This is a genomic window from Micromonospora sp. NPDC023869, from assembly GCF_055559695.1.
On the sequence record NZ_JBVHKD010000002.1, the window covers coordinates 930,267 to 946,225 of the forward strand.

General features: G+C 73.2%; 12 protein-coding genes. 4 read left to right on the forward strand and 8 right to left on the reverse strand.

What is annotated here, in order from left to right; all coding sequences use genetic code 11:
• Positions 1 to 2: 2 nt before the first annotated feature.
• Both ACZ31C_RS10055 and dacB read right to left on the reverse strand, forming a co-directional pair.
• A complete protein-coding gene (locus tag ACZ31C_RS10055; RefSeq protein WP_396742203.1) occupies positions 3 to 1,070 on the reverse strand; it encodes a zinc-dependent metalloprotease in 1,068 nt (355 codons plus the stop codon).
• 66 nt (positions 1,071 to 1,136) lie between these two features.
• Positions 1,137 to 2,627 (reverse strand): D-alanyl-D-alanine carboxypeptidase/D-alanyl-D-alanine endopeptidase, encoded by a 1,491-nt coding sequence (dacB, locus tag ACZ31C_RS10060; protein ID WP_465795025.1) that lies wholly within the window; start codon positions 2,625 to 2,627, stop codon positions 1,137 to 1,139.
• A gap of 478 nt (positions 2,628 to 3,105) precedes the next feature.
• On the opposite strand from dacB, the gene ACZ31C_RS10065 reads away from it, so the two are divergent.
• A complete protein-coding gene (locus ACZ31C_RS10065; protein ID WP_350698623.1) occupies positions 3,106 to 3,612 on the forward strand; it encodes an inorganic diphosphatase in 507 nt (168 codons plus the stop codon).
• A gap of 30 nt (positions 3,613 to 3,642) precedes the next feature.
• On the opposite strand, the gene eccD is transcribed toward ACZ31C_RS10065, so the two are convergent.
• Positions 3,643 to 5,040 (reverse strand): type VII secretion integral membrane protein EccD, encoded by a 1,398-nt coding sequence (gene eccD / locus ACZ31C_RS10070; RefSeq protein ID WP_465794907.1) that lies wholly within the window; start codon positions 5,038 to 5,040, stop codon positions 3,643 to 3,645.
• Between the two features lie 101 nt (positions 5,041 to 5,141).
• Between eccD and eccCa the strand changes: the two genes are divergently transcribed.
• From eccCa to ACZ31C_RS10085, 3 genes are all read left to right on the forward strand, one after another.
• Positions 5,142 to 9,089, forward strand: coding sequence for a type VII secretion protein EccCa (gene eccCa / locus ACZ31C_RS10075; RefSeq protein ID WP_465794908.1), 3,948 nt, complete (start codon positions 5,142 to 5,144; stop codon positions 9,087 to 9,089).
• A 74-nt stretch (positions 9,090 to 9,163) separates the two neighbouring features.
• Positions 9,164 to 10,480 (forward strand): type VII secretion-associated serine protease mycosin, encoded by a 1,317-nt coding sequence (mycP, locus tag ACZ31C_RS10080; protein WP_465794909.1) that lies wholly within the window; start codon positions 9,164 to 9,166, stop codon positions 10,478 to 10,480.
• Positions 10,481 to 10,546: 66 nt separating this feature from the next.
• Complete coding sequence (locus tag ACZ31C_RS10085; RefSeq protein WP_465794910.1) at positions 10,547 to 11,272, forward strand: phosphatase PAP2 family protein; 726 nt, start codon at positions 10,547 to 10,549, stop codon at positions 11,270 to 11,272.
• 3 nt (positions 11,273 to 11,275) lie between these two features.
• Here the strand turns inward: ACZ31C_RS10085 and ACZ31C_RS10090 are convergent, their stop codons facing one another.
• From ACZ31C_RS10090 to ACZ31C_RS10110, 5 genes are all read right to left on the reverse strand, one after another.
• Positions 11,276 to 12,454, reverse strand: a complete 1,179-nt coding sequence (locus ACZ31C_RS10090) for a MarP family serine protease (RefSeq protein ID WP_465794911.1) — start codon at positions 12,452 to 12,454, stop codon at positions 11,276 to 11,278.
• 64 nt (positions 12,455 to 12,518) lie between these two features.
• Positions 12,519 to 13,238, reverse strand: a complete 720-nt coding sequence (locus ACZ31C_RS10095; RefSeq protein ID WP_465795026.1) for an NUDIX hydrolase — start codon at positions 13,236 to 13,238, stop codon at positions 12,519 to 12,521.
• A 17-nt stretch (positions 13,239 to 13,255) separates the two neighbouring features.
• On the reverse strand, positions 13,256 to 13,843 hold the full coding sequence (locus ACZ31C_RS10100; protein ID WP_465795027.1) for a TlpA family protein disulfide reductase: 588 nt from the start codon (positions 13,841 to 13,843) through the stop codon (positions 13,256 to 13,258).
• 17 nt (positions 13,844 to 13,860) lie between these two features.
• Positions 13,861 to 14,640, reverse strand: coding sequence for an endonuclease III (gene nth / locus ACZ31C_RS10105; RefSeq protein WP_465794912.1), 780 nt, complete (start codon positions 14,638 to 14,640; stop codon positions 13,861 to 13,863).
• A 60-nt stretch (positions 14,641 to 14,700) separates the two neighbouring features.
• Entirely contained in the window at positions 14,701 to 15,909 is a 1,209-nt protein-coding gene (locus ACZ31C_RS10110; protein WP_465794913.1) for a CapA family protein, read from the reverse strand.
• Positions 15,910 to 15,959 lie beyond the last annotated feature (50 nt).

The following is a 15,959-nucleotide window of genomic DNA, read 5'->3' on the forward strand; positions in this document are numbered from 1 at the left end:
GCTCAGTCGGCGGGGGGCTTCGGCCCGACGGGACCGTGCACCCGGGCCACCCAGGCGTCCGGTTCGCTCAACTCGGAGAGGCGGGGCAGCGTCAGCGGGGACTGGAAGATCCGGTTGAAGCCTTCCATCCCGACCCGGTCCACCACCGCGTGGACGAACTTGCGGCCCTCCGCGTACTGCCGGAGCTTGACGTCGATGCCGATCAGGCGGCGGACCGCCTTCTCCACCGGGTTGCCGGCCTCCCGACGACGGTCGAATCCGGCCCGGATCCGCTCGACACTCGGGATCACCTGGGGCCCGACGCCGTCCATCACGAACTCGGCGTGCCCTTCCAGCAGCGTCATCAGCGCGGTCAGCCGGTCCAGCACGGCGCGCTGCCCCGGGGTCTGCACGATGTCCAGCACGCTGGCCCGGCTCTCCGGGTTGCGGACCACGTCGGCGAGGGTGCCCACGCCCCGGCGCAGCCGTTCGACCAGGTGCTCGCCCCCCTGCGAGGCGTCCACGAACGCCTGCACCTCACCCAGGAAGTACGCCCGCATCCACGGCACCGCGGTGAACTGCGTCCGGTGGGTCACCTCGTGCAGGCACACCCAGAGCCGGAAGTCCCGTGGCTCGGCGCCCAGCTTCCGCTCCACCTCGACGATGTTCGGCGCGACGAGCAGAAGCTGACCCGGGTCGGCGGAGAAGACCTCGTACTGACCGAGCACCCGGCCGGACAGGTACGCCAGCACCGTTCCCGCCTGGACTCCGGTGACCCGCGACCCGATCGCCTCGGTGAACGCGCCCGGCTGCTTGTCCTCGGCGAGCCGGCCGACCAGCGGGGTGATCACCTCGCGCAGGCCGGCGATGTTGGTCGCCGCCCAGTCCCGCCGGTCGACCACCCGCACCGGCGGATGGGCCACCTGCGACGTCAACCCGGTGTAGTCGGCGACGTGCCCGGCCGCCTCGTCGGTCAACCGGCGCAGCTCGGTGACCACCTCGGTGGCCTCGGCATACGACACCCGGGGGCCCGACTTGCCCAGCGCCCCCGCAGTAGCGGCGGCCAGATCCCAGTCCACGAACTGCGCCATGCCACCCACCGTACCCGCGCCACGACACCCGTCCCCGGATCGCGCCGGGTGCACCGGCCTTCCCGGTCAGGGGCAGCCGCAGGTGGCGAGCGCCGCGGCGATCCGGTCCAGCGCCAACCGGGCGGGTTCCATGCCCTCCGGCGGCACCTGGTCGGTGAGCACCGCGAAGGTGAGTAGCCGTCCCTCGGCGGTGGTCACCACACCGGCGATGGCGTGCACCCGGGTCAGCGTGCCCGTCTTGGCGCGGACCACCCCTACACCGGCGTCCGTGCCGGGTGCCGAACCGTAGCGGTCGCGCAGCGTGCCGGACCAGCCACCGACCGGCAGTCCACCGAAGATGCCGCCGAGTTCGGGCCGGTCCGGACCGGCCGCGAGGGCCAGCAGTTCGGTCAGCAGCGCGGGGCTGATCAGGTTCTTCCGGGACAGGCCACTGCCGTCGGCGAGCGTCAGCCCGTCCACCGGCAGGCCCAGTTCGGGCACCATCTCGGCCATCGCCGTGGCGGCGCCGGCAAACGACGCGGGCTGGCCGCGGGCCAACGCGACCTGGCGGGCCAACGCCTCGGCGACGATGTTGTCGCTCTCGCTGATCATGACATCGACCAGACGGATCAACGGTGGCGAGTGCACCACGCCCAACTCGGTGCCGGGTTCGGTGCCGCCGGTCGCGTCGACCGGGGCCACCGGGGCGGTGCCCTTGCGTACCGCACCGGCCGGTACGCCGAGCAGCTTGGCGAAGGCGCGCCCGGCGGTCAGGTCCGGCTCGGGCACCCGCTCGGCCCAGCCCCGCCCCGCCTTGGGGTCCTTGCGGGCACCGTCGAGCATCAGCGCGGTGACCGCGCCGCCGTAGCCGCCGGTGGGGATGTCGTCGTCCCAGCCCGGCCCGAACACCGGCCCGGGATAGAGCGACGAGTCGACCACGACGCTGGTCGGCGGGGTGCCACCCAGGGCCGTACGCACCTGCTCGGCGAGGCTTTCCAGGCTCGCGGCACCGGTGTAGAAGCCCTTGGCACCGGCGGACAGGGAGGGGTCACCGCCACCGACGATGACCACCTCACCGGGCTGGGCACCCGCCACCACCCGGGTCGGGATCCGATGACCGGGGCCGTGGGCGGTCAGCACGGTGACCGCCGTCAGCAACTTCGTCACCGAGGCCGGCACGGTGGCCTCGGCACCGCCCCGGTCGAAGAGCAACTGCCCGGTCAGGGCGTCGGCCACGGCGAGGTTGACCCGGTCGCCGAGCGCGGCGTCACCGATCAGCGGGTCGAGCAACACACGCATCCCGTCGGCACTGGGCACGGGCGCGCCGATGTCGGCCGCAGCCAGCACCGCGACCGGATCGGGCTCCGGCGACTCCGCGACCGTCGACGTGTCGTGGTCATCGCCCAGCCACTGACCGACGGGGCCGGGGCGTACCACGACCACTCCCACCCCGACCAGCACGAGCGCCAGCACGGCGGCGAGCACCAGCGGCAATCGTCGGCGTGGGGCGGACGGCGGCGCGGGCGGTGTCCCCTGGTCGGCCGGGGCGGCGGTGTCCCCGGCTGGGGCCGGCGGCACCGCGCCGGAGTCAGCCTGCGGGCCGGACGGCGTGTCGGCCGCCCCGGACGTAGCTGCGGCCGGGACCGCCACGGAACCGGCCGGAACGCTCACCCGACCGACCGGACCGGACGTGGTACCGGGCGGCACGGACGCGGTGCCGGAGGCGGGTGGGGTGGCACCGGGTGCCGGGCTCGTCGGAGCGGGGTCCGCGGGTGTCGGCGACGGTGTCCGGAGCAGGTGCGCGCCAGGCACCACTACCCGCCCGGTCGCCGGTGCGACCGGCGGTGTCGCGGTACCACCTTCGGCGGCACCCTCCGGACGGTAGTGTGAATCTTCCCTCCCCACGACCCCCTCCTCCCCCACCGGAAACCGGCCTGGGTGACACTACTTCGGTCCGAAGACTATGCGGCGGCCGGACTCGGTGGGCGAGCATTCGCCTGTCCGGGCTGGTCGCCGGTTCCGTCAAGCCAGCGTCGGCGAACGAGGGAGCGTGCGAATGGATTTCGACGTCACGGTTGAGATCCCCAAGGGTCACCGCAACAAGTACGAGGTGGACCACGTGACCGGCCGGATCCGGCTGGACCGCACGCTCTTCACCTCCACCCAGTACCCGGCCGACTACGGCTTCATCGAGGGCACCCTCGGCGCGGACGGCGACCCCCTGGACGCCCTCGTGCTGGTGCCCGAGCCCACCTTCCCCGGCTGCCTGATCCGGTGCCGCACCATCGGCATGTTCCGGATGACGGACGAGAAGGGCGGCGACGACAAGGTCCTCTGCGTGCCGTACGAGGACCCCCGGCAGGAGCACCTGCGCGACATCCACCACCTCGGCGAGTTCGACCGGCTGGAGATCCAGCACTTCTTCGAGGTCTACAAGGACCTGGAGCCGGGCAAGTCGGTCGAGGGCGCGACCTGGGTGGGGCGCACCGAGGCCGAGACCGAGATCCTGGCCTCCTACCGGCGAGCCAAGGACGCCGAGGAGCGCGGCGAGACCACGCACTGACCCGACCTCGCGACGGGCCCGCCGGATTGCTCAGCCGAGCAGTCCCAGGGCCCGTTCGTAGAGTCCGAGCACCGCGCAGGCGACCGGCACCACGGAGATCACCAGAGCGGTGTCGGTGAGGTCGGCGATCCGCCCGACGTAGGGCGAGACCGGCCGGTGGGCGTAGCCGGTGCCGGCCGCCGCGACCGTGAGACCGACCAGCAGGCCGCCAACCGGCAGGAGCAGCGGTCCGGTCGCGGTGTCGACGGCGAGCACCGTGCCGAGGGCCGCATACCCGGCCAGCCCGGCGAGCAGCGGCGGCACCCGGTGCCGTGCCGCCGCGAAGAGCCGGGCGCGCAGCAGGAACACCATCGAGGTCACCCCGACCAGCAGCCAGCCGGCGACGCCACCGGTGACGGCGAGCACCAGACCGGCCACGCCGGCCAGCACCGCGTGCCCGATCAGCATTCCGGTCAGCATCTCCTCGGTGCGGGCGACCGCCGCGTACACCCGGCCGCGATCGGGCAGGTCACGAGCCTGGTCCAGGTCGTGGGCGGTGCCGGTCGGCAGAGTGGTCGGCGGCAGCGGCACCCGGCCCAGCCGGATCGCCAGCAGCGGGACCGCGCCGATCGCGAAGGCGAGCACGCAGAGCAGGACGGCCGTCGCGCCGGCCGGGCCGAGCAGCACCCCGCCGAGGGCGGTCGGGACACCGACCGCGCCGACCACCACCCCGGCCACGAAGACCCGCTGTCGGGTGGCCACGCCGAGCAGCCCGAGCACCGACACCAGCAGCAGTGTCACCGCTGCGGCCAGCGCCTCCTCCGCACCGACCCAGCGCAGCAGACCGAGCGGACCGACCGGGTCGCCCGAGCTGACCGCCAGGGCACCGGCCACGGCGGCGTACGGCAGTGCGTACCCGCCGAGGACGGCACCGGCCGTGCCGTCGCCCCGGGCCCGAGAGAACACCGTGCCGGCGAGCACCAGCAGGACCGTGACCAGGGTCGTCACCGGCCAAGTGGCCTGAACGTCGGGGCCGGAGGCGATCAGGGCGACCAGGCCGACGCCGAGCGGCACTCCGGCGCCGGCCAGCGCGGCGACCCGGGTGGCCTCCGGTGACCAGGCGGCACCGCGTTGTCGTGCGCCGTCGGCGATGGCCTCCACCACGTCGTCGTACTCGGGCTCGGGCCACTCGGCGCGGCCGGGCACCAGATGCAGCACCTCGCCGTCGCGGACTCCCTGGGCGAGCAGCGCCTGTCCGGTGGCGAGCGTGCTGCCGTCGGCCCGGCGCAGCAGCCAGCCGCCGTGCCGTTCGCCGTCGTCGGCGAGCCCGACACCGGCGTGCCGGAGCACCTCGGGCAGCAGCTCGACGAGCGGTACCTGCTCGGGCAGGGCCACGTCGACCCGGCGGAGGGGGGAGCTGACGGTGACCCGGGCCAGCCCGATCGTCATCGGCTGATCTCCATATCGAGCGGGGTGACGGCCTGCGCGGACGGAAGGAGATTACCTACCATGAGCCAGGCTCGGGTCACCGTGCGTCGTCGGGAGGTCGAGTGTCCACTGTCGTCGTCCGGCGGCCGGCCCGACGTCCGGCACCGGAGATCCCCGTCGGCGAGGTGCCGGTGCAGGCCCCGCCGGAGATCCCGGCCGGCACCGGTGGACGCTGGCACCAGATGCTGATGGTGCTGCCGATGCTCGGCGGCACGATCGCGATGGCGATGATGTTCGGGCGGGGCGGCGGCGCGTACGCGTACGTGGTCGGCGCGATGTTCGGCCTGTCCACGCTGGCGATGCTGGTGACCTCCTGGGGCAGCGCCTCGGGCAGCCCGCGGAAGTCCGAGATGATGGCCGCCCGCCGCGAGTACCTGCGGCACCTGGCGACGTTGCGACGGCAGGTCCGGCAGACCGCGGCCCGGCAGCGCAGCGGCCTCTGCTACCGGCACCCGGATCCGCAGGGCCTCTGGTCGACGGTCGAGAGCCACCGGGTCTGGGAACGTCGCCCCACCGATCCGGACTTCGCCGTGGTGCGGGTCGCCGTCGGGCCGCAGACGCTGGCCACTCCGCTGGTCCCACCGGTCACCCGGCCGCTGGAGGAGTTGGAGCCGATGACCGCCGGGGCGCTGCGTCGCTTCCTCGACGCGTACTCGGTGGTGCCGGACCTGCCGGTGGCGGTGTCGCTGCGCAGCTTCGCCCGGGTGTTCGTCCGGGCCGCGCCGGCCGGTCCCGCCGGGTCACCGGCCGCGCAGTCGTTGGTCCGGGCGATGCTCACCCAGCTCGCGGTCTTCCACTCCCCGGACGAGCTGCTGATCGCGGTCTGCGCCGGGCCGGAACGGCGGGCTGCCTGGGAGTGGGTCAAGTGGCTGCCGCACGCCGGTCACCCGTCCCGGGGTGACGCCCTCGGCCCGGTCCGGCTGGTCGCCAGCGCGGCGGTGGACCTGGAGAAGCTGCTCGACGAGGTGCTGGCCAGCCGGTCCCGGTTCAGCCCGGCCGGTCCGGCCACCGACGGTCCGCACCTGGTGGTGGTGCTCGACGGCGGCGACCTGACCGGTGCCACCGAGCTGGCCGGTGACGGCGGCATCGACGCGGTCACCCTGATCGACCTGAGTTGCCCGCCGCCACGCCTACTGGACCGTTTCGCCCTGCTGCTGGAACTGCGCGGGGGCCGACTGCACTCGCACTCGGCGGACGGACCGGCCGAGGTGGGCACGGCCGACGCGCTGGGGGTCGCCGAGGCGGAGGCGGTGGCCCGCCGGCTGGCGCCGTTGCGCCCGGCCGCCGCCCGTGGTCCGGACGCCGCGACCGGTGCCGAGCCGAGCCTGCCGGAGCTGCTCGACATCGGCGACCCGGAGAGCTTCACCACCGAGCAGGGCTGGGCGCCCCGGTCGGTCCGTGACCGGCTGCGGGTGCCGATCGGCGTCGGGGTGGACGGCGCCGCCGTCGAGCTGGACCTGAAGGAGTCGGCGCAGGACGGCATGGGTCCGCACGGGCTGCTGATCGGGGCCACCGGCTCGGGCAAGTCCGAGCTGCTGCGGACCCTGGTGGTGGGGCTGGCCGCCACGCACTCCTCCGAGCAGCTCAACTTCGTGCTGGTCGACTTCAAGGGCGGGGCCACCTTCGCCTCGTTCGACCGGCTGCCGCACACCGCCGCCGTCATCACCAACCTGGCCGACGCGTTGCCGCTGGTGGACCGGATGGTCGATGCGATCAACGGCGAGTTGGTACGCCGGCAGGAGCTGCTGCGTCGCGCCGGCAACTTCGCCGGCCTGCGTGACTACGAGCGAGCCCGGGCGGCCGGCAGCGCGCTGGCCCCGCTGCCGTCGCTGCTGCTGGTCTGCGACGAGTTCTCCGAGCTGCTGTCGGCCAAGCCCGACTTTGTCGACCTGTTCGTGCAGATCGGCCGGTTGGGGCGGTCGCTCGGGGTGCACCTGCTGCTGGCCAGCCAGCGGTTGGAGGAGGGCCGGCTGCGAGGGCTGGACACCCACCTGTCGTACCGGATCGGTCTGCGGACCTTCTCGTCGCTGGAGTCGCGGACGGTGCTCGGCGTGCCGGACGCGTACGAGCTGCCCCGCTCGCCGGGTCACGGCTACCTGCGCTCCGGCACCGAGCCGCTGGTGCGTTTCAAGACCGCGTACGTCTCCGGGGCGGTCCGTCGACGTACTGCGGCGGTCGGCGCGGCCGGATCCGAGCGCCCACGTCTGCTCACCTTCACCACCCACTTCACACCCGAACCGGAGCCGCCCGTCGCTCCGGTCGTCGAGGAGGACGAGGAGCCGGGCCGGGAGACTCTGCTGGACCTGCTGATCGGACGCCTCGCCGGCCAGGGGCCGCCGGCACACCGGGTGTGGCTGCCGCCGCTGGACGGCGCACCGGGGCTGGACGAGGTGGTCGGGCCGGTGGCCGTGCACCCGTCCCGGGGGCTGAGCTCCGGCAATCCGGAGCTGCACGGGGCATTGCAGGTGCCGGTGGCGGTGGTCGACAAGCCGTACGAGCAGCGGCGCGACCTGCTCTGGCTGGCGTTGGACGGTGCCGCCGGGCACGTGGCGGTGGTCGGCGGTACGCAGAGCGGGAAGTCCACCGCGCTGCGGACGCTGATCTGCGCGCTGGCGCTCACCCACACTCCCGCCGAGGTGCAGGTCTACGGTCTGGACTTCGGCGGCGGCGGGTTGGCCGCGCTGCGCGACCTGCCGCACGTCGGCGGGATCACCGGTCGTGCCGACCCGACCGGTGTGCGACGCACCGTGGGCGAGATGGCCACCCTGCTGACGGACCGGGAACGCGCCTTCGCCGAACTCGGTGTCGAGTCGATGGCGGCCTGGCGGCGTCGGCGTGTCGAGCAGGCCGCCGACGAGGCGCCCGGCTCCGACCGGTTCGGCGACGTCTTCCTGGTCGTCGACGGCTGGACGACGCTGCGCGGCGAGTACGACGACCTGGAGCCGCTGATCACCGACCTCGCCACCCGGGGACTCTCCTACGGCGTGCACGTGGTGGCCACGGCGGTGCGGTGGTTGGACTTCCGACCGGCCATCCGGGACCTCTTCGGCTCGCGGCTGGAGCTGCGCCTCGGTGACCCGTCGGACTCGGTGGTCGCCCGGCGGGCGGCAGCGGACGTGCCGGAGCGTACGCCGGGTCGCGGCATCACCAACGGGAGCCTGCATTTCCTCACCGCTCTGCCGCAGCTCGCCGACGCGGACACCGCCGCTCTGGTGCGACGGGCGGCGGAGGGCTGGTCCGGTCCGCCGGCGCCCCGGGTGCGACTGCTCCCGGCGGTGCTGCCCTATGCCGAGGTCGACCTGGCCACCACCGCCGGGCTGCGGATCCCGGTCGGGATCGCCGAGGCGGACCTGCGTCCGGTGGTGCTCGACTTCGTCACCGAGCCGCACTTCGTGGTCTACGGCGACGCCGAGTGCGGCAAGTCGTCGTTCCTCCGCGCGCTGGCCCAGACGATCGTCACCCGGTTCACGCCGGAGCAGGCGCGGGTGATCCTGGTGGACTACCGGCGCAGCCTGCTCGGCGCGATCGGGACCGAACACCTGATCGGGTACGGCACCGCCGCCTCGCACACCGCCGACCTGGTGGAGTCCGCAGCCGGTTATCTCCAGGACCGTACGCCCGGTCCGGAGGTCGGTCCGGCGCAGTTGCGCGACCGGTCGTGGTGGACCGGCCCGGAGTTGTTCGTCCTGGTCGACGACTACGACCTGGTGGCGAGCGGGCCGGCAAACCCGCTGCGGGCGTTGGAGGAGCACCTGCCGCACGCCCGCGACGTCGGGTTGCACCTGGTGCTGGTACGCCGCTGCGGCGGTGCCGCCCGCGCCCAGTACGAGCCGGTCGTGCAGCGACTACGCGAACTGTCCACCTCGGGCCTGGTGATGTCGGGCAGCCCCGAGGAGGGTGCGTTGGTCGGTGCGGTCCGGCCCGGTCCGCTGCCGCCCGGACGTGGTCGATTGTCCACTCGGCGGGAGGGCGTCCGCCTGGTTCAGCTGGCCTACCTGCCGCCACAGTGACGTCGAGTCCACGGAACGTCCCTGGAAGCCGGAGCGAACCGGTAATCTCCGATCGTCATGTGTCCCTGCGACGAATGGCTGAGGATGTGACCAGGGTGCGGCAGAGCGGCCCGCCGGGGCCGCGACGGTTCGCGCATCGCGTGCTGCTGGCGGCGGCGGTCACGGCGCTGTCGGTCGCGGTCGCGGTCGTGCCGGCCGCCGCCGTGCCGGTCGCCCCGACCTCGTTCGGCGTGCCGGTGGCCTTCGCCCCGGACACCGCCGAGCGCGCCGACCAGGTCCGTGACGAGCAGTGGCAACTCGACAAGCTCGGCGCGCAGATCGCCTGGCGTACCTCGACCGGGCGCGGTGTGATCGTCGCGGTGATCGACTCCGGCGTGGACGGTTCCCACCCGGACCTGGCCGGTCAGGTGCTTCCCGGTCTCGACCTGGTCTCCCCGGACGGTGCCGCCGAACCCGATCCGGTCGGGCACGGCACCACGGTCGCCGGCCTGATCGCCGGACGCAACGACGACCGCCGGGGCGTGGTGGGGCTGGCCCCCGACTCCCGCATCCTGCCGGTACGCGTGCTCGACGAGGAGAACCGGTACGACGACGCGTTGATCGTCGCCAAGGGCGTCCGGTGGGCGGTCGACAACGGCGCCAAAGTGATCAACCTGTCGCTCGGCGGCAACGGCGACAGCCCCGCCCTGGCCGCCGCCATCGACTACGCCTTCGCCAAGGACGTGGTGGTGGTCGCCTGCACCGGCAATCTCGCCACGTCACCGGAGGCGAAGGTGTGGTACCCGGCCCGGGAGCCGGGCGTCATCGCCGTCTCCGGGTTGGAGCGCAACAGCGACAACCTGTGGAGCGGCGCGATCACCGGTCGCGCCACCGTCCTCACCGCCCCGGCCAGCGGCCTGGTCGGCGCCCGGCCTCCGCAGGGGTACTGGCGGGTGCAGGGCACCAGCTTCGCGGCGCCGCTGGTCGCCGCCACCGCCGCCCTGGTCCGGTCCCGCTACCCGCAGATGTCCGCCGGGGACGTGGTTAACCGGCTGCTGGTCACCGCCAAGGACATCGGGCCCACCGGGCGCGACGACCGGTTCGGCTACGGGCTGGTCGACCCGATCGCGGCGCTGACCGCGGACGTCCCGCTGGTCGGTGACAACCCGCTGGACGACAACGACTCGCCCGGGGTGACCGGCTTCGGCCCGGCACCCGGCTCGGTGCCGGTCGGCGACCACGACGCCGAGCAGCTCGGCCTGACCGGGTCGCAGCAGGAGACCCGGTGGCGGGCGCGCGCCGCTGGGGCGGCGGAGGACACCGGCCCGGTACGCCTCTGGGTCGGCTCGGCGATCCTCGTCGCCCTGGTCACCGGCGCGGCGCTGATGGTGCGCCGGCTGCGGCGACGCTGAGCGGGTCCACGGGCAATCCGGCGATCCCGGGTCTTCGATCCTGCTCGGCGGGGTACAACCGTCGGCGTGAGTGCCTCAGGCCGGCGTACGACAGCGCCCCCGCCGGTCCGCGACCCGTTCGGTCCCGCGGACGGCCCGGCGGGCCTGCGTCCCGGTCACACCGCCTCCGGCCTGTCGATGCTCGTGCCGTTCGTGCTGCTCGCCACGCTGGTGGTGGGCGATTGGCCGCCGCTGCGCCGGCTGGACGCGGCGATCACCGCCGACCTGCACGACTTCGCCCACGACCACCGGGCCTGGGTGTCGGTGATGGGCCTCTGGACGGACGTGTTCGCGCCGATGCCGCTGCGTGCCGGGGCGTTGGGTCTGGTGGTCTGGCTGGCCTACCGGGGTGCGCGGCGGCTGGCCGTCTGGGTCACCACCACCATGGTGCTCGGCGGCCTGCTCGGGCCGCTGCTCAAGCTCGTGGTGGGCCGTCCGCGACCGGATCTGCCCGAGCCGGTGGCGCTGGCCCCCGGCCTGTCCTTCCCGTCGGGACACGCGCTGAACGCGGCGCTGGCCGCCGGTGTGCTGCTCGTGGTGTTCCTGCCCCGGACCAGGGCCCGGTCGGCGGCCCGGGCGGCGGTCTGGTCCGCCGCGCTGGCCATCGCCCTGGTCACCGGGTTCAGTCGGGTCGCGCTCGGCGTGCACTGGACCAGCGACGTGGTCGCCGGATGGCTGCTCGGCACGGCGGTGGTCACCGCGACCACCGTGGCCTTCACTCTCCTGGCCCGGCGCTCGCCGCCCGACAACTGACCATCAGGTGCACTCGCCGGTGCCCACGCCCCGGGTACGCTCCGCACCGGCCAGCGCCACCGGCCGGGCCTCGGCGGCGGTCACCGCGAAGCCGGTGTTCGGGTCGTACGCGGCCGCCGCGAAGATCACCCCGAGCACCAGGCCGTTCGAGGAGACCAGCGGTCCGCCGGAATTGCCGCTGCGCACCAGGGCCCGGATCGTGTAGATCTCCCGGGTCACCTCCCCGGACGAGTAGATGTCGGGCCCCTTGATCCGGTCGACGTCGCGGATCCGCGCCGACTGGGCGTTGTACGGCCCGTCGAGCGGGAAGCCGAGCACGATGGCGTCCGCTCCGGAGGTGGTGTTGCCGGCGGCGAACCGCATGGACGGGCCGGGCAGGTTCGGCACGTACAGCACCGCCAGGTCACGGTCCGGGTCGTAGACGACCACGACGCCGTCGTACCGCTCGCCGCGCAGTTCCACCGCGACCGAGTCGGTGCCGGCGACCACGTGCGCGTTGGTCATCACCCGGTCGTCGGCGTACACGAAGCCGGAGCCCTCGATGCGGCGCGAACAGCTCTTGGCCGAGCCGAGCACCTTGACCACAGACTGTTGGCCGTTGGCCACCACGGGCGATCCGGCCAGCGCCGGGTCGGGCGGCTCGACCTGCCGGGCCTGGGTACGGCGCAGCCCGTCGAAGACGTCCGGGAAGCCGTTGGTGTCGACGGTGTCGCGCAGCGCGGTGGAGAGCTGTTGGGCCTGGTCCGGCATCACCTGGTCGACCACGTTGAGCAGTGCGCTGCTGCGTACCGAGTTGGCGAGCCAGGGCACCGAGGAGGAGCCGAGCGGCACCGCCACCAGCCAGGCGACCAGGAGCACCGCGAAGAGCGAGACGAAGGCGCCGCCGATGTCGTCGAGCCGTCGACCCGTGTCGCTGGCGATGGTGCGGCGCAGATGGGAGCCGAGCCATCCGGCGAGCGCCTGACCGATCACCGCCAGGCCGAAGATGGCGACGAGTGAGATCAGCACCCGGGTGCCGCTGTCCACGAACTGCTGGGCGATCATCGGCCCGATCTGGAGCCCGATCAGCGCACCGAGGAAGAACCCGGAGAACGAGAGCACCCCGATGACGAACCCCTGTCGGTATCCGCTGATCGCGAACACGAGCATGAGTAACAGCAGAACGAGATCAACGGCCGACACGGGGTCAAGCGTACGGGCCGCAGGCTCGTGGGAAGACGATCGCTTGCGGAAGGTGACTACGCGGTCAGCGGACCGCGCTCTCGTCCACCTCGTCGGTCCCGGCCGAGGGGGCGGGTGACGCGCCCGACGGGGGCAGGTCGATCACCCGTCCGTGCGGCCACGGTCGGCTCCAGCCACCCATCTCCAGCAGCGCGGCGAGCACCCCGGCGGTGAAGCCCCAGACCAGCATGCCGCGGACCGAGAAGGCGGGGCCGACCCAGCCGCTGGAGTGGCGTACCCGGACCCGGTTGTCGGGGTCGACCAGTTCGGTGACCGGCAGTCGGGCCACGTGTGCCACCTCGGCCGGTTCCCGGGGGTGCACCCGGTGCGGCGAGTGCCACCAGGCGAGCACCGGCGTCACCACGAACTCGCTGACCGGGATCCACAGTCTCGGCAACTCTGCCAGCACGGTGACGCTGGCCGGGTCGAGGCCGACCTCCTCGTTGGCCTCGCGCAGCGCGGTCGCGGCGGCGTCGGCGTCGCCCGGGTCGGCGGCACCGCCCGGGAAGGCCGGCTGGCCCGCGTGGTTACGCAGCGTCGCGGCCCGCTGGAGCACCAGCACGTCCGGGCCGGTCTCGGCGTCCTCACCGAGCAGCACCAGCACGGCGCTCTCCCGGCCGCCCTGCTCCGGGGTGCGGACCTGGGTGAAGTCCTCTATGCGTGCGGTACCGAGCCGGACCAGCAGCGGGTCCAGCCAGTCCGGCACCGGCCGCCGCGTGCCGGACGCCGCCCGGCCCCCGGTCACGCCGGCTGGCACCTCGCTCACGCCGGTACCGCGATGTCGAGGTGCTGCTGGACGAGTTCGGCGAGGCGGGCGTCGTCGAGGACGCCCGAGGTGTCGATGTGCCGCACACCGCCGTCGGCGCCCACGAACACCGTCATCGGGAACGCGTTGCGTTCCAGAGCCCGCTGGAACGCCTTGCCCTGGTCGAACAGCATCGGGAACCGTACGCCGAAGTCCTCGCCGATGGACTGCGCGGCGCGGCGGCTGTCCTGGGTGTTCACCCCGATCACCCGCAGTTGCCCCTCGGTCTGCTCGCTGAGCCGCTGAAAGGCGGGCAGTTCCTCGCGGCAGGGCGGGCACCAGGAGGCCCAGATGTTGATCACGGCCGGCCCGGGGATGTCGCGCACGGCGACCGGGGTGCCACCGGTGAAGCAGGTGAGGGTCAGCTCGGGCAGCCGGTCGCCCTGCGGAGTGCCGTTCCCGGCAGCGCCGGGCTCGGCGACGAGGGAGGTGCACTCCTCGAACGGGGACGGCCGGCTGGTGCCCGTGTCCGGCCCGGCAGCGGAGGGCTGGTCATTCTCGGGCGTGCACGCCACGGTGCCGAGCAGCAGCAGCGGCAGGGACATCAGGGCCAGTCGGCGGATCACGGCGCCTCCGCCCGGACCGCCTGCACCGGCACCAGGTCGGGGTCGACTCCGGCGGCGACGGCCAGTTCACGGGCCCGGGGACCCTTGAGCAGCTTCGCGGCGGCGGCGGCCTCGGTCGGGCCGGTGCCGTACGACGGGCAGAGCTTGGCCAGCGTGCACGCGCCGCAGGCGGGCTTGCGGGCGTGGCAGACCCGTCGGCCGTGGAAGATGATCCGGTGCGACAGCATGGTCCAGTCGCGCTTCGGATACATTGCCCCGATCGCGTGCTCGATCTTGACCGGGTCGGTCTCGGCGGTCAGTCGCCACCGCTGGACCAGCCGCTGGAAGTGCGTGTCGACGGTGATGCCGGGCACGTCGAAGGCGTTGCCGAGGATGACGTTGGCGGTCTTGCGGCCGATCCCGGGCAGGGTCACCAGGTCGGCCAGCCGGCCCGGCACCCGGCCGTCGTGCCGCTCGACGAGGGCCTGGCCGAGGTGGATCAGCGAGCTGGTCTTGTTGCGATAGAAGCCGGTCGGCCGAATCAGCTCCTCCATCTCGTCCCGGTTCGCCCCGGCGTAGTCGGCGGCGCTCGGGTAACGGGCGAAGAGCTTCGGCGTGACCTCGTTGACCTTCTTGTCCGTGCACTGAGCCGACAGGATGGTGGCGACGGCCAACTCCAGCGCGTTGCCGTGGTTCAGCTCACAGTGGGCGTCGGGATGCGTCTCGGTCAGCACGCGGCCGATCCGCCGCGCCCGACGCGTACGACCGAGGTCGGTCTCGGGGGCGCTTCTGGTCACGACGGCCAGCCTACGTCGCCGCGCCGACGCTCCGATCGGCCCACACGGCCGAGTCGGCGATCAGCCCTCGTCCGGCGGGCTGATCTTGCCTGCCTTGGTGAACTGCGCACCGGTCTCCGGGAAGTCGAGCTTGGTGAGCTCGCGGAGCAGACCGAGGCCTCGGTCGTCCGGGTCCATGGTCGGCTTGCCGATCCCGTTCATGTACGTCGAGACGAACGACCCCTCGGACCAGGTGCCGTCCGGCTCCAGGGTCACCTTGAGCACGCCGCCCCAGCCGAGGCGGCCGTTGTTGCTCAGCATGCCGCCGCCACCGGCGAAGTTGCCCAGGCTGTACGCGATCAGTCGGCCCTTGTAGAACTCCATGCCCCGCAGCACGTGCGGGCCGTGGCCGACGATCAGGTCGGCGCCGGAGTCGATCATCGCGCGGGAGAACTTGATCGGGTCGCCCCGGTTCTCGCCGAGGAACATCTCGGTGCCCGGACGGGTGCGGGTCATCTCCGAGCCCTCGCCCCCCATGTGCACCTGCACCACCACGATGTCGGCCATGGTGGCGGCCTTCTCGATCACCTTCTTCGCGGACGGGATATCGACCAGGCTGTTCGACCAGCGGTACGACGAGAAGCCGGCCACCGCGACCTTGACGCCGTCGGCCTCGACCACGGTGATCTGGTCGGGCGCCCCGGTGTGCGCCAGGTCGTGCTCCTCCAGCGCCTTCTGGGTGTTCTCGTACCCCTTGGGCCCGAAGTCGTAGCCGTGGTTGTTGGCCTGGTTGAGCAGGTCGAACCCGGCCTCGGCGAGGTGTGCGGCGTACTCCGGCGGCGCACGGAACTGGAAGCAACGGGTCGAGTTCGCCCCGCACTTGCCGGTGCCGGTGTCCACCGTCAACGGCTCTTCCAGGTTGCCCATCGCCACGTCGGCGGCGATCGCCTTCTTGACCGAGTCGAAGAAGCCCTTGCCGCCGTTGGGCGGCAGCCGGTTGGGCGCGTTGCCCATCACGATGTCACCGGTGGCGGAGAGGGAGATGGTCTTGACCTCGGGCGGAGTCGACTCGACCGGCCCGGCGGTCCCACCACCGCCCGCGCCGGGCTGCCAGACCGGCTCCTGACCGAGATCGGCGCAACCGGCGAGCAGCAACACGGCGAGCAGCGCACCGAGCGCAGCCGGGAAACGGCGACGCGAACGTGACGCGAGTGCGGCGTGGGGGCGCGGACGCGACGCGAGGGGGGCGCGGCGACGCGAACGTGACGCGAGGGGGGCGCGAGCATACATCGGGGGCGACCCTACCGGGCGGGAAACACCGCGACGACGGCCGATCGGGT